Below are 18929 nucleotides of genomic sequence, written 5' to 3' on the forward strand. Positions count from 1 at the left end.
CCGGTCCGGCGTGGTATTTTTTTGGCTCGGCCTATCCTGCGGCGGCCAGCAGGCGACGCTGTTCGCGTTCGCTGCGATAGAGGAAGTCGGCCGGCAGCCCCAGCCGCACGGCGGCCTGACTGGGTGCGCCATTGGGGTCGCGGTGCCGATCGGCCGCAAGGCCCGCCAGCCGCAGCATCCTGTTGTCGAGCCAGGTCAGGTCGTATTCGCGGCCCAGCTCGAGCCGCCGACGCACCGATGGCGGCAACAGCGACACCGCGGCGCGGGCTACGGCGCGATGGAGAAAGCGCGGAATGCTTGGTGCGGCCTCGCCCGACTGGATGATGGCCAGGAATTCGAAGATGATCGGATGAGGTTCGAAGCGCGGCTCGAGCTCTTCGAGCATTGCCATGAACTCTGCGATCGAGGCGGGTGTGCGGCGCGCACCGAATTCGCGGCCGATCGCCTCGCTGTCACGCATGAAGCGGTCCTTGTCGGCATCCGACAAGGGGGCGACGAACCGGTCGTAGGCAGAGAGGAAGCCATAGGATGCCGTCGCCGCCACCCAGTCGAGGAGGGCCGGGTCAAGCGCGCGATATCTTTCGCCCGAAGGCGTCTCGCCCTTCACCTTGCCGTGCATCCGGTTGACCATCCCGATCACCTGTTTCGCCGCGCTGGCCGGGCCATAGCAGGCCAGCAGTGCGACGGTGCCGGTGCGGCGGGATCGGCCGATCGGATCGGCCTTGTAGGTCGAATGATCCCACACCCCCGAACGGATGCGCGCGTCTGCAAACTCCAGCAGGACGGCGGCGATGCCGCCGATGCCCAGCGCGATCTGGTTCTTGTAGATCCGCCACTGGACGGAATCGGGGGCAAGCAGGGCCGGTTCGCCCAAGGGTCCGGAAAAATCGATCCGGGTGCCTAGATAGGTGTCCTGCATCGCCTGCCCATGTGTTCAAGTGTCGAACCCGTCCCTCACGCCAAAGGTACGTAGCGGATTGGGGAAACGTATCACGACTTTTGCGCTGCTGACCAGAACGGACCACGACGACAATCTGGCTTTGACAGCGGCGTTCGAGGATGCACAAGTCGCCCAGACCTGCGCCGCGGCGCAAACGACTTCGAGGAGACGCTCTTGCAGCCGACGCGCTATCTGATCACCCCGCTGATGGAGGGGTTCGAATGGTTCGACGACGGCTTGCAGAGCAGTTTGAAGGCAGCCGGATGGGCCCCGGTGACGCGTTCGGAATCGATGGTCATCATGCACGTCCTGACCGGGACCAACCGCCCGGCCGACATCGCCCGCGCGCTGCGGCTGTCACGCCAGGCGGTGCATTCGACCATCGACGGGCTGGTCGAGGCCGGGTTTTTTGCAAGGGTCGATGATCCCGAGGACGGACGGATCAAGATTCTCGTCCTCGCCGAACGGGGCATGGCGATGCACAACGACGCCAACGCGATCGTCGACGGGCTTGTCGCCGAACTGGAGGCGCGGATCGGCAAGCGCCGCGTACGCGCACTGCGCGAAGCTTTCGAGATGGACTGGGGAAGCCCGCCGGTGGTGCCGGTCAAGCGTTGACCGGCAGCGCCGGCCGTCAGCCAGCGTCGAGCGTCGCCGGCTCGTGCCGTACGTCTTCGGGTCCAAGCACCTTGGTGTTGGCGGCGAACTCCATCATGATCCCGTTGGGATCGGTGAAATAGACCGAACGGATGAACACCCCGTCGTGCATTTCCGCCGAGACCGTACGCTCGCTGTCGTCGTGGTTGACGACCACCGGGATGACCTCGACCCCGTGCTCCTTCAGCCGGGCGATCGAAGCTTCGAGTTCGTCTTCCGCCATGTGAAACGCCATGTGGTTCATCGATCCCACCGCCGTCTTGTCATCGCTCGGGAACTTCCTGACCGAAGCGATGCCCGGAGCGGCCGGCGGCGCATCCTTCCACCAGAAGAAGGCGATCGCCGAACCGCCGCCACAATCGAAAAAGAAATGCTGCCCGCCGCCCGGCAGTTCCACCGTCTTGGTCAGCGGCATCTGTAGCACTTCGGTATAGAAACGGACCGTTTCCTTCATATCGCGCGCAACCAGCGCGACGTGGTTGATGCCGATTGTCTTCATCGCACCGAACTCCCTGTCATGCGAAATTGGGGGCCTGCGACCATTCTATCACGGCCGCGTTGTCGAAATATTCCTCAAGCCGGGTGATGCGCCCGTCCGCGACTTCGCAGACCAGTGCCGCCGGCAGCTCCAGCACGGCGCCACCGTTGCTGGTAGCGATAAGCAGGTGCTGCTGCACGAAGCCGCCCGGAAAGAACCGCAGCTTGCGGTCGGTATAGCGGCGATCACCGGTCAGGGCGATGAACTGGGTCAGCGTGTCGACATTGGTTTCCCGGTCCTGCTGCTGGCGGGTGTGGCCGTGCCAGATCACCACGTCGGGTGCATAGCTGTCGCGCACCGTCGCCGCGTCTCCTGCCTCGACCGCGGCAAAGAACCGTTCGGCCACGGCCAGGACCGTGCTCTCCTCGCTCATGCCGCGCTCTCCTTCATATGTGCCAGTTCCGTCGACAGGCTGCCTGCCGCGCGGAGGAAGGCAAGCCCTGCGACCACATAGAACGCGCAGACCGAGATCAGTGCCAGGCGCAGGCCGTGCGACGAGGCCACCTTGCACGCGGCTTCAAGGGCAGTCCCCATGCCGGGACAGGCCGAGGCATAATCACCGGCAAAGGCGCCGGCGGCAAAGGCATCGCTCAGCAGGCCCGTCGCGATGGGACCCAGCGTCATGCCGACGATCGACATGGTCAGCGCGAGGATCGCGGTGGCCGAAGCCCGCATTCGCGGCCCGACCAGGTTGTGGGTGATGGCGAAGGTAGGCGCATAGAACATGCCCGAAAACAGACCTGGCGGGGTCAGGAGGACGATGGTCGCAAGCCAGGTCGTCTGCGAAAAACCGACGACATAGGTCACCGCCGCCAGCATCATGCAGACGGCCGGCAGCCAGCCGTACCAGCGCACGTCACGCTTGCCGAGGCGGTCGGTCAACGCGCCACCGAGGTAATAGCCGCCGGCGAGCGACACGCTGTTGATCAGGGCGAAGGCCACCGCCGCTTCGGTATAGCCCACGGGAAAGGTGCGCACGAAGAACGGATGGGCAAAGCTCATCCCCGAAAAGCCGACGAAGTTGACCACCGTCCCCGCCACGAGAATGCAGCGGAACGCGCGGCTCGCGGCCAGCGTGCGCACGACCTCGCGGAGCGGCGGCGCTTCCTCGGCGGCCAGCTTGCCGTCCGACAGGCCGCGCGCCGGCTCCTTCAGCGTCAGCCAGACCAGCGCCGACAGCGCGAGGCCAGGCAAGCCGACGATCAGGAACGCTGCACGCCAGCCGAACGCTTCGGCCACAATTGCTCCGCCGATCGCGCCGATGATGATGCCGAGCGGCGTTGCCAGCCCGAGAATCCCGAAAGCTGTGGCACGGCGGTTGGGCGGAAAATAGTCGGCCAGGAGCGACTGCGAGGGCGCCCCCGCCCCGGCTTCCCCGATGCCGACGCCGATGCGCGCGGCAAGCAGGCCGGCAAAGCCGCTGGCCACGCCGCACAGCGCGGTCATGCCCGACCACAGGCCGACCACAACGGCGATGATCTTCGCGCGGCTCTTGCGTTCCGCCAGGCGGGCCACGGGAATGCCGAGCAGGCCGTGCAGCAGGGCGAAGGCCGCCCCGCCGAGGATGCCGAGTTGAAGATCGGTCAGCTGCAGGTCGCGCTTCACCGCTTCTCCGACGGTGTTGAGGATCGTGCGGTCGATGAAGGCCACCGTCGCCACGGCGAGCAGCAGGGCAAGCGCCCAGCGCCGCTCGCGCGGCGACGGTGGAGTCAGCGCGGATCCGGTATGGGAGTTACCGGATCCGCGCGTGGTCGGAATCGCGTTCAAAACTTGAACCCGACGTCGACACCGAAGGTGCGCGGCGGCGCGTAAATGCGCAGGAAGCCGAGCGGACCGAGACCGAAGGTGTTGTTGATCACCGTCTTGTCGAGCAGGTTCTTGACCCACCCGCCGATGTGGATGCCCGCGGCTAGGTCGATCCCCAGCGCCGCATCGACCAGCACGTTTGCTGGGCGCATCTGGACGTTGGAGGTCCGGTTGGCCGCGCCGCCCGAAGTGTACTGGTCATCCTGATAGACCGCGTTGACCGACCCGTTGACCTTGCCGAACCCGGTTTCGTGATCCCACATCAGCCCGACCGCACCCGACCATTTGGGGGCATAGGCGATCGGGAAATCGCTGTTGTCGGTGGGGTTGTCGACCCCGTCGCTGGTGAGGTCGGTCATGTTCTCGAGAAACCGCGCGTTAAGCCAGGCGGCGTTCGCGTTGATGCGGAAGCCGGCGCCAAGCACGATCTGGGTTTCGGCTTCGACCCCGTCGATCCGCGCCTTGCCGGCATTGGTCACGATGGATTCGTAGACCCCGCCCGAGGTCAGCCCCTGCGAACCGACCTGCATGTCGCTGTAGGTGGCGCGGAAGGCCGCCATATTGAAGCGCACGCGGCGATCGAGCAGGTCCGACTTGAAGCCGGCCTCGAGGCTCGACACGGTTTCCGACGCGTAGGGACCTGCCGAAGTGTAGCTGGCCGCGCGGCCATTGAACCCGCCGCTGCGGAACCCTTTCGACCAGCTGGAATAGACCATCACGTCGGGCGAAACCTTGTAGCTGACGCCCAGCTTCGGCGAAAAATTGTCCCAGTTGGCCTTGTAGGTTCGCGCCACTGGGAAGAACAGGGGACGGTTGGTGAAGGTCTTGTTCTCGTAGCTGTAGCGCCCGCCCGCGGTCAGGGTCAGCGCCTCGACAGGGTGAACGTCGATCTGGCCGAACGCAGCATAGGCGTTGTTGGCCTGGCTGGCGATCTGAGGGACGACCGCCCCGCCATAGATTATGCCCGTCTGCGTGTTGGTGATCGCGTAGCTCTGGTTGAGGAAATAGACCCCGGCCACATAGTCGATCATGTTGGCGCCGTCCGACGCGATGCGCACTTCCTGGCTGAACTGGTTGTGATCCTGTTCGCGATAGGCGGAAAAGAAGTTGAGCGCGCTGGCGTCGTAGTCGCTCTGAACCTTGTCGTAGAACTCGCGGTAGCCGGTAACCGCGGTCACCGTCGCTCCGCCCAGGTGCCAGTCCGCGTTGAAGGCCAGGCCCCAGGTGTCGAGCTTGGCGAACAGCGGCGTGTTCGAATAGATCGTGTAGGGGTCGGTAGGATCCGAGTTGCCTGCCGGAACCACCGGGGTCGGCGTGCCGGTGTCGGGGCTGAAGTGGTAATAGACGTTGCCGGGAAGCGACGCGTTGCGGAACGCCGCGCCCGATCCGCGTTCGCGGTCGTAGTCGATGACCAGCGCGGCTTCGAAATCGGGGCTCGGCTCGGCAACGAAGGTCACCCGGCCGGAAAACACCTCATTGTCGCCCACCCGCTTTTGGGTCGTCGCGTTGTAGTTGTAACCGTCGTAGTTCTTGTAGAGTCCCGAGACGCGCACGCCGAAGGTATCGCCCACCGGCGTTTCGAGGGCAGCGCGCAGTTCGCGGCGGCCGTGATCGCCGACCGTCGCCATAATCTGCCCACCGGCGTCCTTACCCGGGCGCTTGGTCCGCACCGACACCACCCCGCCGATCGTATTGCGGCCATAGAGCGTACCCTGCGGGCCGCGCAGGATTTCGACCGACTCGATGTCGAAGAAGTCCTGCAGCGCGCCCGAATTGCGGGCGAGGTAAATGCCGTTCATTTCGACCCCGACAGCCGGTTCGAAGGTCGATTCAACGTCGGCGAAACCCAGCCCGCGAATGAAGAAGGCGCTGGCATAGGGATAGGCGCCGACAGGCGCGAGCACCACGTTGGGCGTCTTGGCGTTGAGGTCAGTCAGGTTCTGGACGGCCTGGGATTCCAAGGCGCCCGAATCGAACGCCGTGACCGAAACCGGGACGTCCTGCAGCCGCTGCTCCCGCCGCTGGGCCGTAACGATGATGTCGGCGACCTGATCGGAATCGTCGGCAGCCGGGTCGGCCCGGGCGGCATCCTGGGCCGCGGCGGACACGGCCGTCGACGCGAACAGGGCGGTGGCGATGGCCAGGGTCGTGACCGAGGCGTGCGGCAACATCGGCTTGCGCATAGTATCCTCTCCTCCAGCGGCCCTCATTTGATCGAAGGGTCCGCTTGCTTCCGGCTTCAGCCGTACAAAGAACATCAATTAGATTGACGTAGTTTGTCAACTTATTTGACCACAATTTGCGGTGGAATGCAGAATTTGAAACCGATCCGCAAATCTGCGCCAACAAGCGCGCCTGTTCAGGTTGCCTGATGTTCGAGCCGCAGACCGGGACGCGGCCACCGCATCCGATAAAGCCGGCCAGAGGTCGAGGCCGTGGCCCAGACGGTGCGCAGATCGCCGCCGCCGAAGGCCAGGTTGGTCACCGCCACTTCGGGCAAGGCGACGAAGTCCCAGTCTCCGCCCGGCCAGATCACCGCGATACCGCCCTGGACCAGCGAACCGACGCAAACCGCCCCGCCCTGTTCGATCTTCAGGCTGTCGAACAGACGGTAGTCGGGCATCGCGAAGACCAGTTCGCCGGGCATCAGCGGGTTGTCGGGCGGCGCGAGCTTGCCGGGTGCCGTCAGCCGCCGCGACCATACGCGGCTGGTCGGCGTTTCGGCCCAATAAAGCGTGGTCCCGTCGAGCGAGAGACCGATGCCGTTGGGTCCGTGGAGATGATCGATCGCCAGTTCGATCGCCGAACCATCTGCCCTGGCATAGCAGATCGCACCGTGTTCCGAATGATCCGCGCGCGGCTTGCCATGGTCGGTGAACCAGAAGCCGCCATGGGCATCGAACACCAGATCGTTGGGCCCGCGCAACGGCCGCCCGTCGACCTTGTCATACAGCACGCTGGCTGCGCCAGTGGTGAGATCGACCCGCTGGATCGACCCGGTCACGTATTCGTCCGGGGTGCCGTTGGGGATCAGCGCTCCGGCGATTTCGGTCCAGGTGAAGCCGCCGTTGTTGCAGACATAGACCGCGCCGTCCGGCCCCAGCGCCGCTCCGTTCGGCCCGCCGCCGAGATCGGCCACGACGGTTACCTTCCCATCGGGATCCACGCGGCTCAGCGTGCCGCGCTGGATCTCGACCAGGAGGACGCTGCCGTCGGCCATGGCGATCGGACCTTCCGGAAAGAGAAGCCCTTCGGCCACGACTTCCATGTCGAGCGTCACGTCGCCCATCGGCATTTCTCCCGTTCCGTCCTGATTGGGGATCAGTCTGGTCATGGCCGCCGCCTTGTCAACCAAATTGACGAACGGCACGTCTCTGCGCTCGAAACCACTTGCGCAGAATACTTAGCCTTCTAATGAATCGCACCAGGAGTGAGAGAGGCTCCACTGGAGTGGGTTGGTTGCGATGAGCCTGACGGCATTTTGGATACCGGCCTCGCTGCTCGCCGGGATATTCCAGGCGCTGCGCAGTTCGATCCAGGTCGGCTTACGCCAATCGCTGACCATCAACGGGGCCGGACTGATCCGCTATGTCTATGCGCTGCCCTTTGCCATGGCGATGGCAACGATGTGGTTCCTGACGACCGGCACACCGCTGCCCCGGCCGGACATGGCTTTCTGGGGCTACGCGGCGCTTGGCGGCCTCGCCCAGATCTTCGGAACGCAGATGCTCATCGCTGCATCGCACCGGCGCGGCTTCGTGTTCGGGACGGCACTGTCCAAGCTCGAGGCACTGATCGCCGCGATCGCCTCGGCCATTCTGCTCCACGAACGTCTGCCGGCGCTGGCCTGGCTGGGCATCGTCGTGGGCGTCACCGGCATCCTGATGATGGCGTTGAGCCTGCGCGATAAGGCATCGGGTCCGCTGACGCTGGCCCTGCTGTCCGAACCGGCCGCCCGCCTTGGCGTTGGAGCTGCCACGGCCTTTGCGCTGACCGCCGTTCTGGTCAAAGCGGCGACCGTCGCGTGCGGGATTGCCGACCCGCTGGGCGCCGCGTTGTACACCCTGACGGTGGTTCTGGCGCTTCAGGCCGTCATGCAGGGGAGCTGGATCGCCAGGCGCGAGCCGGCAACGCTGATCGCCGTCGTCGGGGCCTGGCGCAAATCGAGCGTCGTGGGATTTCTCTCGGCGGTCGGTTCGGCCTGCTGGTTCACCGGCTTCGCGCTGGCCCCGGTCGCGCTGGTCCGGCTGCTCGGCCAGATCGAGCTGGTCTTTACCGTGGTCCTGTCACACCTCATGCTGGGCGAACGACCGCTGCGCGCCGAAGTGATCGGCCTGTTCCTGATCGCGGGCGGTTCGCTTCTCGCGTTGCTGGCAACGACGCTCTAGGCGCCGCCGCCTCGCGATCATTCGGCGGTGATCGCATCCTTGAGGATCACCCCGACAGCCTTGGTCCCGTCGGCCCGAACCGGGTCATGAGCAATGTCCTTGGGCCCCAGCGCGTGGGTCCAGGCCGCAAATTCGAGGCAGACCCCGTCAGGATCGAAGAAATAGATCGAGCGCACGAACACGTCGTCGGTCACATCGGGCGAGGCCTGCCGTTCCGAATTGTCGTGGTTGAATACGTCGGTCACATCGACCCCGCGCTCCCTCAGGCGAGCGGCATATTCGTCGAACTTCTCCACCGGAACGTCGAACGCGATGTGGTTCATCGAACCGTGCGCACTGGCGATATTGCCGCGCGTCGGCAGCGCAGAAGGGGCCGCCACGCCCGGTGCGGCTTCGGGCGCATCGGGGAACCAGAAGAAGGCAAGGCTGTCGCCATTGCCGATGTCGAAAAAGAAGTGCTGGCCCTTGCCGTTCGGCAGGTCGATCGTCTTGGTGAGCGGCATGCCGAGCACGTCGCGGTAGAACTCCACCGTCCGGGCCATGTCCTTGCAGACCAGGGCAAGATGGTTGACTCCGCGGATTTCGAAGACTTCGTTGCGATTGGCACTCATGGCAAATCTCCTCTCTTGACCGCGCTTATACTGTCAATTTGATTGACGATCAAGCGTCGCGTGCACTGGCCAGCATGTTTTCGCCGAAGAGATTGGACCATTGCTGCTCGTTCAGCTGCGGCCGCAGGCTGGACAGATTGGGCGCGTTGGTGATCGAAGTCCCGCGCTGAACGCCCGGTCGCTGGCCGATCGCGTCGAACCAGCGCCGGACATTGGCGAAGGGTTCGAGGCTAAGCTCGATCGCGCGGGTGGCGCGAACCCAGGGCCAGGTTGCCATGTCGGCGATCGAATAGTCCCCGGCAAGGTATTCGGCCTCGCCCAGCCGTCGGTCGAGCACGTGCAACAGGCGCTCCGCCTCGTTGCGGTATCTGGCTACGCCGTAGTCCTGCCCCAAAGGGGCATAGCGGATGAAGTGGTGCGCCTGGCCGTGGCTGGGCCCGAAGCCGGAGATCTGCCAGGCCAGCCACTGCTGGCACAGGCTGCGGCCGCGCAGGTCCGTCGGAATGAATTGCCCGGTCTTTTCGGCAAGGTATTCGAGAATTGCGCCGGTTTCGAACACTGCGAAGGGTTCGCCCCCATCAGCAGGCGCCAGATCGACGATGGCCGGAAGGCGCGCGTTGGGATTGATCGCGCGGTACTCTGGCTTCAGGTGATCGCCCGCCAGCATGTCGTAAGCCTTGACCGTGTAGGGCAGTCCCACTTCCTCCATCATGATCGAGATCTTGTGGCCGTTGGGCGTGGGCACGAAATGCAGGTCGATCATGCGGTAACTCCGGAATTGCGTGCGCGGGCAGCGGCAAAGGCGCGGTCGAAGGCGACGCGTCCGCCGGGAAAGCCCGCCGCCCGAATCGTGCAGGCGGCGATCTGCCACCTGTCCTTAGCGGCGCGAACCAGTTCGTGACGATAGGTGCCGGCAAGCTGCCCGACCAGCTCGACCCTGCCAATCGTGATGAAATGCAGCGCATCGACATAGCTGTCGACGACCGCGGTATCGCCGGCCCGGGTAACCCGCATGTTGGTGATGCGGTGCAGGGTGGCGTCGAACCCCTCGAGCGCGCGGCACCGCTGGGTCCACAGATCGGCGGCGATCGGCCCGACAACCGAACCGATCGCCCCGTAATCGAGCCGCACCCTCTCGCCGAACAGCGAACGGAAGGCGGCCCAGTCGCGCTGGTCGAGCGCGCAGGCGTAGCCGACGACCAGAGCCTCCGGCCCGCCCGTGACAAGCGGCAAGGTCAGAACTTGAACCCGGCCTCGACCGCGATGCTGCGCGGCGGTTCGAGGTACTTGATCGCGCGCGGCACGCTGGTGATCGGCGACGGCAGGCGGAAGGCGCTGCCGATCGTCTTCTCGTTGGTCACGTTCTTGCCGACCACGGCCAAGTGCCACTTGCCGTCCTCCGGCCCGATCTGCGCGCGGAGATCGATCTTAACGTAGCCCGGCTGGTAACCGAAGATCGGGTCCTGGTTGTCCGACGCGTTGTAGGACGAGCGCCCCGCCGCGACGCCGGTCAGGTCGAGCCGCATCGTGTCGGAAAGGTCGAGCTGACCGTGCACGGTCGCCGAACCCGTCCATTTCGAGGTGTAGGGCGGGCGGTATCCAGCGAGGTTGTTGAAGCGCGGATGATTAGGTTGCGTCGTATCGGTCTGGCCCGGGTTGCAGACCGAAACCGGCTGCGTCGCAAGGCACGATGCACCCGGATAATCGTCGTACTTGATATCCTGATAGGCCCCGGTCAGCGTGAAGTCGAAGTGGCGCGACGGCCGGAACGACAGCGCCCCTTCCACGCCCTTCGAGGTCGCGCTGGCCGCGTTGCCGGTGACATAGGTCGAGATCGTCGGGTTGTAGACCGACACCTGCAGGTTCTTGAACTGCGTGTTGTAGGCCGAGATGTTGCCGACGAGCTGGCGGTCGAGCAGCGTGAACTTCACCCCCGCCTCATAGTTGCGCGACCGTTCGGGCAGGTAGCGGAATGTCGCGTTGGTGGTGCCGTAGGTATTCGACACGAAACCACCCGACTTCGACCCCCGGCCATAGGTGGCATAGAGCATTACGCCCTCGGCCGCATCGACCTGCAGGGTAATGGACGGGTCGGTGTTGCTTTCGGTGAACTCGTCAACCGCGACCGTGTTGACCGGGCGCAGCGCATAGGGCCCATATTCCAGCTTGCCGCGGAAGTCGCCTTCCTTGTGCGTGGAAGTGTAGCGCAGCGAACCGATCACCCGCACGCGCTCGACCGGTCGGACGGTGACCTGGCCGAACACGGAGCCGCTGTGCGCCTTCTGCTTGTAGGTCGTGTGGAGAAGGCCGAAGTAGCTCAGCGACGCGATGTTGAACCCGCCAAGCTGGTCGAGCTGGTACTTGCTGTTGTCGTAATAAGCACCGACGATGTATTCGATCATCTTGCCCGCTGGCGAAAGCAGGCGCAATTCCTGCGAGAACTGCCGGAAGTTCTCCGGATAGCTGTTGTAGACCGAGTTAGCGACCGTGGTCGTGGTGCCCGGCACAAGCTGGTCGAAGTTGTTGACCACGGCACCGTCATACCACGAATAGCCGGTAACGCTGGTCAGCGTGTGTTCGCCGAAATAGACGTTGGCAGTGTTCGACGCGATGACCGAACGGTTGGTGATCCCTTCGGGGCCGATCGGGTTCTGCGTGCTGTAGCGGGTGTAGCGCGGCTCTTCGCGCGCGGTCACCGATCCCGATGAGTTGTAACCGCCGGTGCGTTCGAGATTGGCATATTCGAACTTTGCGGTCGTGTCGAAGCGCTCGCTCGGCTCCCACTTGAGCGTACCGCGCATCATGAACATCTCGCTGTGCGGCTCGTCCTTTTCGTTGAACAGGTTCTTGATGTAGCCGTCCTGGTCCTGGAAACGCACGGCGAAGCGAGCCGACAGCGTGTCGCTGATCGGGCCGGAAACGTAACTGGTAACGTCGAAGCCGGGTTCATCGAAATTGTAGAGCGCGGTCACGCCGCCCTCCAGTTCCTTGGTCGGTCCGGCCGACACGATGCTGATGGCCCCGGCAGCCGTGTTCTTGCCGAACAGCGCGCCCTGCGGCCCGCGCAGCACCTCAACGCGGCCGACGTCGAAGAACGGAGCCTGCGCCTGGCGGATCTTGCCCGCATAGATGCCGTCCATGTACATTGACACCGACTGGTCGAAAGAGAAGTTCGACGGCGGCGAGCCGAAGCCGCGGATGTAGACGACGTCGTTGCCCGCAGTCTGCTGGACAAAAACGTTCGGCACCGAATTCATGATCGACTTGACGTCGGTCGCCTGGAAGTCGGCAAGCTGCTTGCCGCTGACCACCGACATCGAGATCGGAACGTTCTGCACGCTCTCTTCGCGCTTGGTGGCGGTGACCACGATTTCGGCGCCGGTGGCAGTATCGGCGTCGCCGGCATCCTGCGCCATCGCCGGCACGCTCGCCACCATCAGCGAGGCCAGAACAGTCCCTCCAAGCAATCCTGCACGTGTGTCGCGCATTGCATCCTCCCATCTGTTGTTGGGCAAGTTTGCACACAATCGAATTCTCTGTCAACTGGATTGACGATTTGTCCGCGAGGATATCGACTCAATCCGAGGCCACCATAATATACTGAAAATGCGCTACTTTCTGCGGATTGATGACCAACTCGACTATGCAATCCCGCAATTTCCCTGGCCGGACCAAAAAAACCGTCACTTTGCCATATCTGCATACAATCAAGGCGAATCACGCGATTGCTGGCGCGCGGTTGCCAATCTTGTCAGTCTTAGTTGACGTTCTGCCGGGTCGCGCGCAGGTCGCGCTTGAGGATCTTGCCCGCTCCCGAACGCGGCAGGGGCTCGCGCACCACTTCGACCGAACGGGGGCGCTTGTATCCGGCAAGCCTGTCACGGCAGTAGACGTCAAAGGCGGCCGCATCGAAATCGGCATCGGGAGCCAGCCCGAGGATGGCGTGGACGCGCTCCCCCCAGCGCTCGTCGGGCAGGCCGATCACGGCACATTCGAGCACGCCGGGATACCGCGACACGACATTCTCGACCTCAATCGTCCAGACATTTTCGCCGCCCGTGACGATCATGTCCTTGAACCGGTCGGTTATCGTGACGTTGCCCTGTTCGTCCATGAAGCCTGCGTCGCCAGTGAACATCCACCCGTCGTGGAGTACCGCTGCGCTTTCGTCGGGTTTGTTCCAATACCCCATCATAACGTTGTCGCCGCGACCGGCGATCTCGCCGAATTCACCCGGTGGAAGCGTCCGCCCCTCGGCATCGCAGATCCGCACTTCGTAGAGATAACCCGCCTGCCCCGCCGACCGCAGCCGCGGCGAATCCGACGGATCGCGGTGCGCCTCCATGTCGAGAAACGTGTGCGCAGGCATCTCGGTCATGCCAAAGCCCTGGCAGAACTCGATCTGCGGCAGTGTCGCGCGGGCGTGTTCATAGGTCCCGCGCGGCATCGGCGCGCCGCCGTAGCCCAGCACCTGCAGCGAAGAAATGTCGAATTCGGTCAATCGCGGATGGCGGGCGATCCGGTCGATCATAAGCGGAACCGTGAAGCTGTGCGTCACCCGGGCGTCGGCGATGGCCTTGAGCATCGTCTCGTCATCGAAGCGCGGGATGACAACGTGCGTGCCGGCGACCATCGTCGCCACGAAGATCGCGAAATCGGCGAGGTGAAACATCGGCGCCGAATGCAGCACCACGGACCGGCAATCGACCTTGAGGTGCATGATCAGGTTGCTCGCCATCGCGACCAGGTTGCGGTGGCTGAGCATCACGCCCTTGGGCAGCCCGGTAGTGCCGCCGGTGTAGTAGATGCCGGCCAGCCGATCATCCCCCATGACGAAGGCGGTCCGGGGTTCGCTCGAGGCAATCAGGTTCTCGATCGTGGCGTCGAGCTGCTGGTCTTCCAGCCCGATCAGCGTCCGCAGCGTTGTGCAGCGCAGCGCCTGCGCCATATCGCCGAAGCCTGCCCCGGCCAACAGCATGATCGCACCCGCATCGTCCAGCTGGTAGGCAAGCTCGGCCCGCGTCAGCCGGGTGTTGAGCGGAACCGCTACGGCGCCCAACTGGAACAGCGCAAACAGGGCCTCCCAGTAGTGGACGCAATTGCCGGCGAGGATCGCCACCCGGTCGCCCTCGCTCACGCCTTGCGCGGCAAGGCCGGCGGCAAGCCGCGCGACCCGGTCACCCTCCTCAGCCCAGGTTCGGCGGTTCCCGCCTTCGATCGTGGCGATGCCGCATCCGTTGACCTGCACCGCCCGGCGCAGCATCTGGCTGAGTTCCATCGACCGCGCTCCGCTTCAGGTCTTGGCGGGTCGCGGCGCGCTGAGGAAGTCTGCGGCAACGAAGCCTTCGGGCGCCGCGACCTCGACGATCGGTTCGTCGCGGTCATCGAACTCCATGCGCAGCGCGCGGGTGATCACCGCGTGCATGTCGTAAAGCGTGGTAATGTAGGTGAACTCGAAGATCTGCTGATCGTCCCAGAAGGTGCGCAGCTTGTCGAACACTTCGATCGGCGTGCGACCGTTCGCCTGGGTCAGGCAATCAGCATAGGCGAGAACCGCGCGTTCCTGGTCGTCATAGCAATCGGCCACGGCCCAGTGGGCAACGGCGGCGATCTTATCCTCGCTTACCCCAAGGCCGCGCAGCGACTTGCAGTGCTGCGAAAAGACGAACTGGCTGCCCTTGTTCCAACCAGCGCGGGTCTGGCCCAGCTCGCGCAGCACCGGGTCGATCCGCCGCGAGGGGCTGCGGTAGAGCGCGAACCCGTCGACCGCGTGGCGGAAAATATCGGGGCACAGCGCGAACACGCTCCACCAGTCGCCCGGCGTGCCGGTTGCGGTGCCGGGCTCCTTGATAGGATCCTTGTCGCCGAACAGCCGCTGGAAATAGGCCTTGATGACGTCGTCGGTGATTTCGGAGCGGGGAACCTGGCGCAAAACGGGCATGGGCAATCCTTTCAGGCGGACGCGAACTTGCGGAAGGTCGCGACGTGGGCGGAATCGAAGTATTCGTCGAGGCGGGTGATCAGGTTGCCGTTCACCTGGCAGACGATGCAACAGGGCAGGCGCACCTTCTCGCCATCGTGAACCCGCACGCCTTCGAGTGCGTGCTGCTGGACGAAACCGCCCGGAAAGACCTGCAGCCGGCGTTCGGCATAGCTACGCTCGCGGATCCGTTCGACCATCCCGGCCAGTGTGGCCTTGGTCTGCTCGACCGTGACGGTCAGTTCGTCGGTGTTGTGCCAGATCTCGGCACCGAGCGCGAAGCAGGCGCCCATGGTGGCGATATCGCCTTGCTCGATCGCGTCGAAGAATCGCTTGGCCATCGCACGGATGGCATCGTCGTCCTGGGTCATGGTCATCCTCTTGCAGCCTGGGCGCCGAACATCCGGCCGCCATTGGCCGCAATCAACGCATCGATATCATCGCCCCGATAGTCGGGATCGGCGCTCGCGCCGAAGCCCGCCAGCATGTCGGCGGTCACCAATTCGGCCATCCGCTTCCATTCGGGGTGGGTGAAGATCCAGAACCGGTCGTCGCGGATTGCCTCGACGACCATCGCCGCGCTCTTTTCAGGCGGCATCCCGCCGGCCAGCACGCCCTGCATCGCCTGCGAGGTCGCGGCCGCGCCGCCCTGCTCGCTTTCGCCCGGGCGCAGGTTGCGGGTCGTCTCGACGATCCGCGTCGCAGTCATCCCCGGCATCAGCACCGACAGGCCGACGCAGGTTTCCGCCAGTTCGTTGCGCAGCGCCATGGCGATCCCGAGGGTCGCGTACTTGGAACTGATGTACGCGACCGAGATCGGCGGTGGCACGATTGCCACCATCGACGAAGTCAGCAGCAGGTGCGAGGCTTCGCCGCTCGCCTTCATCTCGCCGAGGAACGTGCGGCAGGCGTAAAGATGCGCGTGGGCGTTGACCGCATAGTTCCAGCGCCACACCTCGGTGTCATAGGTCTCGAACGATCCCGCGCCGCCGCCCACCCCGGCGTTGCTGACCAGCAGCCGCACCGGACCGAAGGCCCGCGCCTCCTCGCCCGCCCGTGCCCAGGCCGCCTCGTCGGTCACGTCAAGTTCCAGGCCGATCGCATCAACGCCGGCGTTCCGCAGTGCTGCCGCTGCGCGTTCCGCGCCGGCCCGGTCGCAGTCCGCAAGGATCACGCGCGCGCCTTCCTTCGCCAGTGCCGTGGCCATGGCGAGGCCGAGGCCGCTTGCCCCGCCGGTCACGAATGCCGTCTTGTCGTGGATCTGCGTCATGACCCGTTTCTCTCCCGTCCTTCATTCGACACCGGCTTGCGGATCAGCCGAAGTGAGCTACATATTTGCATGCAATCATGCAAGCGGTTCGTCTGGGCGACCGTTCTATTCGGCCCGCACCGCGCGCACCTCGCCGATGAAGCTGTCGTCCTGCCAAGCCTCCAGGACAGCGTCGGCGATCGCCCCGGGCGCAAGCGCGACATTGTTGGCCAGGATCGGCGTCATCCATTCCGCCCGCCGATCACCGCCGGTGGTATCGAGGATGGGCGTATCGACAAGTCCGGGGCTGATGCCGCAGACCCGCACACCCGTTGGCTCGAGGAACTGGGCGCAGGCCCGCGTGAACTGGTACACCGCGGCCTTCGACGTCGTGTAGAGGACATCGCGAAATCCGGCGTTGTCGTGCGATGTCGACACCGTGTTGATCACCACGCCGCCACGCCCGCTCATATGCTGGATCGCCAGCTGGGTGCCCAGCACCACGCCTGTTACGTTGATGGCGAAAACCTGCGCGATTCGCTGCGTTGTGGCGGCCGGAAACAACGGTGCGCCGGTAACGACGCCCGCGTTGTTGAAGACCATGTCGATGGGGGCGCTGGCTGCGGCTTCGTCGAACGCGGCCGTCAGGGCTGCCACGTCGGATACGTCGCAGGAAAGTGAAGCCACCTGCGGTCCGGCCGCAGCGACGAGACGAGCCACTTCGTCGATCCCGGCCCGATCCCTGTCGAGCAAGGTCAACCGCCCCACCCCTGCCGCGGCAAGGCGGAGCGCGGTGGCCCGCCCGATCCCGCTTGCCGCTCCGGTAATCAGGGCATGCTTGCCAACCGGCGTCATGCAGCAATTCCTTCCGTGGTCCTCGTACCCGGCACGATCATGTCAGCATTTTACTTAGTGTGCTAGGCTTTTTGCATACGATTTGGCATTTGCCGATTGCCAATCGTCTGGCTCCGACCTATCCGGGCAGACAAGATACATCGGGGAGACCGAACGATGCCTGCCTATGCCGTTTTCATCCGCAACAGCATCAAGGACCAGGACGGGTTCGACGCCTATGGTGCCGCAGCCCGCGCGGCACGCGGCGATCACAAGCTTGAACCGATCGTGTTCTACAATCCCAGCGAGACGGTCGAGGGCGAACCGGCCGATGCCGTCGCGATCATCAAGTTCGAAAGCATGGATGCCGCAAGGGCCTGGTACCACTCGCCCGCCTACCAGGAGGCGGCCAAGCTGCGCCAGGGATCGGCAGATTATCGGGTAATCCTGACCGAGGGACTTTGACCCGCTGCGGCCCGGCCCATAGAACGACTGGCACAGCAGCAGCAGGATGAGCCGGGACATGAGCAAGTCGGTCGACAACGCCTATCGCACGATCCGTGACGGCATTGTCAGCGGGCAGTTTCCGCAGGGCTCGCATCTTACCGCGCAGCAACTCGCGGAATCGAGCGGACTCAGCCGCACCCCTGTGCGCGAGGCCATGCGCCGGTTGGACGCCGAGGGGCTGATCCGTCTGATTCCCAATCGCGGTGCCTTCGTGTCGCGCTGGACCCGGGCGGAGATCGAGCAGATCTACGAGGTTCGCATCCTGCTCGAAGCTTTTGCGGCCCAGACCGCAGCCGACCGTGCCAGCGATGACCAGATTGCCGAGCTACGCACGCTCGCACGCGAAATGGCCGAGGCGGTGGACAAGGACCAACTCGATCACGGCCAGATCGCCGAGATCAACAGTCGCTTCCACCGCGCCGTGCTCGAAGCCTGCGGCAACAGCCGCCTGCGCGAGCTGATCGGATCGCTGACCGAGATGCCCCTGGTTCTCGTTACCTTCCGCAATTACTCGCGCGACGAACTGCGCCGCAGCGCGATCCAGCACAGCGAACTGGTCGATGCGATCGAGGCCCGCGACGGCGGCTGGGCCAATGCGGTGATGACCGCCCACATTCGCTCCGCGCGCCAGACCCTGATGCGCGGCACATCCGACTGAACGCCCCTGCGGGCAAGGAAAGGCCTTCTGATGATCGATCTTCATTTCAGCGCCACGCCAAACGGCCAGAAGATATCGATCGCGCTGGAGGAAATGGGTCTCGACTACCGGCTGATCTCCTACGACATCTTCGAGGGCGATCACCTCACCCCGGAATTCGACCGGATCAATCCCAACCACAAGCTGCCAGCCATCGTCGATCACGATCCGCCGTTCGGCGGCGAGCCGCACGCCGTGTTCGAATCCGGTGCGATCCTGCAGTACTTGGCCGATAAGACCGGCATGCTGCTGCCCGACGACCCCCGCGCCCGTTCGGTGGCGCTGCAGTGGCTGACCTGGCAGGTCGCCGGGCTCGGCCCGATGGGCGGGCAGGCCTCGCATTTCCGCCGCTATGCGCCCGAGCCTATTCCTTATGCGATCGAACGCTATTCGCGCGAACTCGACCGGTTGATGCAGGTGCTCGAAAACCGGCTGGGCCAGGCAGAGTACCTCGCCGGGGCGGAGTTCTCGATTGCCGACATCGCGATCTGGCCGGGCCGGTCGGCTGCCGGGGTCGTCGGGATCGACCTGGCGCGATTTCCCAACACCCACCGCTGGTACCAGGCGATCGCCGCGCGCCCTGCCGTCCAGCGCGGTCGCAGCGCCGACAAGGCCTTCCCCGACAAGTACATGCAGCTGAACGCAAGGCTCAGCTCCGCGCAATGGTCCAACATGTTCGGCGACAGGATGCACTCGGCGGTGCCGGGCCGCCCCTGACAGCC

General features: G+C 64.6%; 20 protein-coding genes. 5 read left to right on the forward strand and 15 right to left on the reverse strand.

What is annotated here, in order from left to right; translation table 11 throughout:
- Positions 1 to 31 precede the first annotated feature (31 nt).
- Complete coding sequence (locus tag B0I00_RS15820) at positions 32 to 919, reverse strand: oxygenase MpaB family protein (RefSeq protein WP_100868384.1); 888 nt, start codon at positions 917 to 919, stop codon at positions 32 to 34.
- A gap of 195 nt (positions 920 to 1114) precedes the next feature.
- Between B0I00_RS15820 and B0I00_RS15825 the strand changes: the two genes are divergently transcribed.
- Positions 1115 to 1558, forward strand: coding sequence for a MarR family winged helix-turn-helix transcriptional regulator (locus tag B0I00_RS15825; RefSeq protein ID WP_100868385.1), 444 nt, complete (start codon positions 1115 to 1117; stop codon positions 1556 to 1558).
- A gap of 16 nt (positions 1559 to 1574) precedes the next feature.
- Here the strand turns inward: B0I00_RS15825 and B0I00_RS15830 are convergent, their stop codons facing one another.
- The 5 genes from B0I00_RS15830 to B0I00_RS15850 form a co-directional block, all read right to left on the reverse strand.
- Complete coding sequence (locus B0I00_RS15830) at positions 1575 to 2096, reverse strand: VOC family protein (RefSeq protein WP_100868386.1); 522 nt, start codon at positions 2094 to 2096, stop codon at positions 1575 to 1577.
- A 16-nt stretch (positions 2097 to 2112) separates the two neighbouring features.
- Entirely contained in the window at positions 2113 to 2508 is a 396-nt protein-coding gene (locus B0I00_RS15835; RefSeq protein ID WP_100868387.1) for a nuclear transport factor 2 family protein, read from the reverse strand.
- A complete protein-coding gene (locus tag B0I00_RS15840) occupies positions 2505 to 3902 on the reverse strand; it encodes a spinster family MFS transporter (protein ID WP_100868388.1) in 1398 nt (465 codons plus the stop codon). Before B0I00_RS15840 ends, B0I00_RS15835 begins: the two co-directional genes overlap by 4 nt.
- Positions 3899 to 6124, reverse strand: coding sequence for a TonB-dependent receptor (locus tag B0I00_RS15845; RefSeq protein WP_198519279.1), 2226 nt, complete (start codon positions 6122 to 6124; stop codon positions 3899 to 3901). Before B0I00_RS15845 ends, B0I00_RS15840 begins: the two co-directional genes overlap by 4 nt.
- 176 nt (positions 6125 to 6300) lie before the next feature.
- Positions 6301 to 7275, reverse strand: a complete 975-nt coding sequence (locus B0I00_RS15850) for an SMP-30/gluconolactonase/LRE family protein (RefSeq protein WP_332870778.1) — start codon at positions 7273 to 7275, stop codon at positions 6301 to 6303.
- Positions 7276 to 7405: 130 nt separating this feature from the next.
- Here B0I00_RS15850 and B0I00_RS15855 point away from each other — a divergent pair, with 130 nt between their 5' ends.
- On the forward strand, positions 7406 to 8329 hold the full coding sequence (locus B0I00_RS15855) for a DMT family transporter (RefSeq protein ID WP_232730311.1): 924 nt from the start codon (positions 7406 to 7408) through the stop codon (positions 8327 to 8329).
- A 17-nt stretch (positions 8330 to 8346) separates the two neighbouring features.
- Here the strand turns inward: B0I00_RS15855 and B0I00_RS15860 are convergent, their stop codons facing one another.
- The 9 genes from B0I00_RS15860 to B0I00_RS15900 form a co-directional block, all read right to left on the reverse strand.
- Positions 8347 to 8940 carry a VOC family protein gene (locus B0I00_RS15860; protein WP_100868390.1) on the reverse strand — a complete coding sequence of 198 codons (594 nt, stop codon included), beginning with the start codon at positions 8938 to 8940 and terminating at the stop codon, positions 8347 to 8349.
- Positions 8941 to 8989: 49 nt separating this feature from the next.
- Entirely contained in the window at positions 8990 to 9703 is a 714-nt protein-coding gene (locus B0I00_RS15865; RefSeq protein ID WP_100868391.1) for a glutathione S-transferase N-terminal domain-containing protein, read from the reverse strand.
- Complete coding sequence (locus B0I00_RS15870; RefSeq protein WP_157812602.1) at positions 9700 to 10173, reverse strand: nuclear transport factor 2 family protein; 474 nt, start codon at positions 10171 to 10173, stop codon at positions 9700 to 9702. Before B0I00_RS15870 ends, B0I00_RS15865 begins: the two co-directional genes overlap by 4 nt.
- A 2-nt stretch (positions 10174 to 10175) precedes the next feature.
- A complete protein-coding gene (locus tag B0I00_RS15875; RefSeq protein WP_100868393.1) occupies positions 10176 to 12428 on the reverse strand; it encodes a TonB-dependent receptor in 2253 nt (750 codons plus the stop codon).
- 269 nt (positions 12429 to 12697) lie between these two features.
- Complete coding sequence (locus B0I00_RS15880; protein ID WP_100868394.1) at positions 12698 to 14218, reverse strand: class I adenylate-forming enzyme family protein; 1521 nt, start codon at positions 14216 to 14218, stop codon at positions 12698 to 12700.
- 15 nt (positions 14219 to 14233) lie between these two features.
- On the reverse strand, positions 14234 to 14881 hold the full coding sequence (locus B0I00_RS15885; RefSeq protein WP_100868395.1) for a carboxymuconolactone decarboxylase family protein: 648 nt from the start codon (positions 14879 to 14881) through the stop codon (positions 14234 to 14236).
- Positions 14882 to 14892: 11 nt separating this feature from the next.
- Complete coding sequence (locus tag B0I00_RS15890) at positions 14893 to 15297, reverse strand: nuclear transport factor 2 family protein (protein WP_100868396.1); 405 nt, start codon at positions 15295 to 15297, stop codon at positions 14893 to 14895.
- Positions 15294 to 16190: an SDR family NAD(P)-dependent oxidoreductase gene (locus B0I00_RS15895; protein ID WP_100868397.1), complete on the reverse strand. Its 897-nt coding sequence runs from the start codon at positions 16188 to 16190 to the stop codon at positions 15294 to 15296. The genes B0I00_RS15890 and B0I00_RS15895 overlap by 4 nt, the downstream gene beginning before the upstream one ends.
- A 105-nt stretch (positions 16191 to 16295) precedes the next feature.
- Positions 16296 to 17024, reverse strand: coding sequence for an SDR family NAD(P)-dependent oxidoreductase (locus tag B0I00_RS15900; RefSeq protein WP_100868398.1), 729 nt, complete (start codon positions 17022 to 17024; stop codon positions 16296 to 16298).
- 156 nt (positions 17025 to 17180) lie between these two features.
- Here B0I00_RS15900 and B0I00_RS15905 point away from each other — a divergent pair, with 156 nt between their 5' ends.
- The 3 genes from B0I00_RS15905 to B0I00_RS15915 are packed head-to-tail and all read left to right on the forward strand — an operon-like array spanning position 17181 to position 18924.
- Positions 17181 to 17468 carry a DUF1330 domain-containing protein gene (locus B0I00_RS15905; RefSeq protein ID WP_100868399.1) on the forward strand — a complete coding sequence of 96 codons (288 nt, stop codon included), beginning with the start codon at positions 17181 to 17183 and terminating at the stop codon, positions 17466 to 17468.
- Positions 17469 to 17526: 58 nt separating this feature from the next.
- On the forward strand, positions 17527 to 18168 hold the full coding sequence (locus B0I00_RS15910; protein WP_100868400.1) for a GntR family transcriptional regulator: 642 nt from the start codon (positions 17527 to 17529) through the stop codon (positions 18166 to 18168).
- A 30-nt stretch (positions 18169 to 18198) separates the two neighbouring features.
- A complete protein-coding gene (locus tag B0I00_RS15915; RefSeq protein ID WP_100868401.1) occupies positions 18199 to 18924 on the forward strand; it encodes a glutathione binding-like protein in 726 nt (241 codons plus the stop codon).
- Positions 18925 to 18929 lie beyond the last annotated feature (5 nt).

This window comes from Novosphingobium kunmingense (assembly GCF_002813245.1).
Classification (GTDB): Bacteria; Pseudomonadota; Alphaproteobacteria; order Sphingomonadales; family Sphingomonadaceae; genus Novosphingobium; species Novosphingobium kunmingense.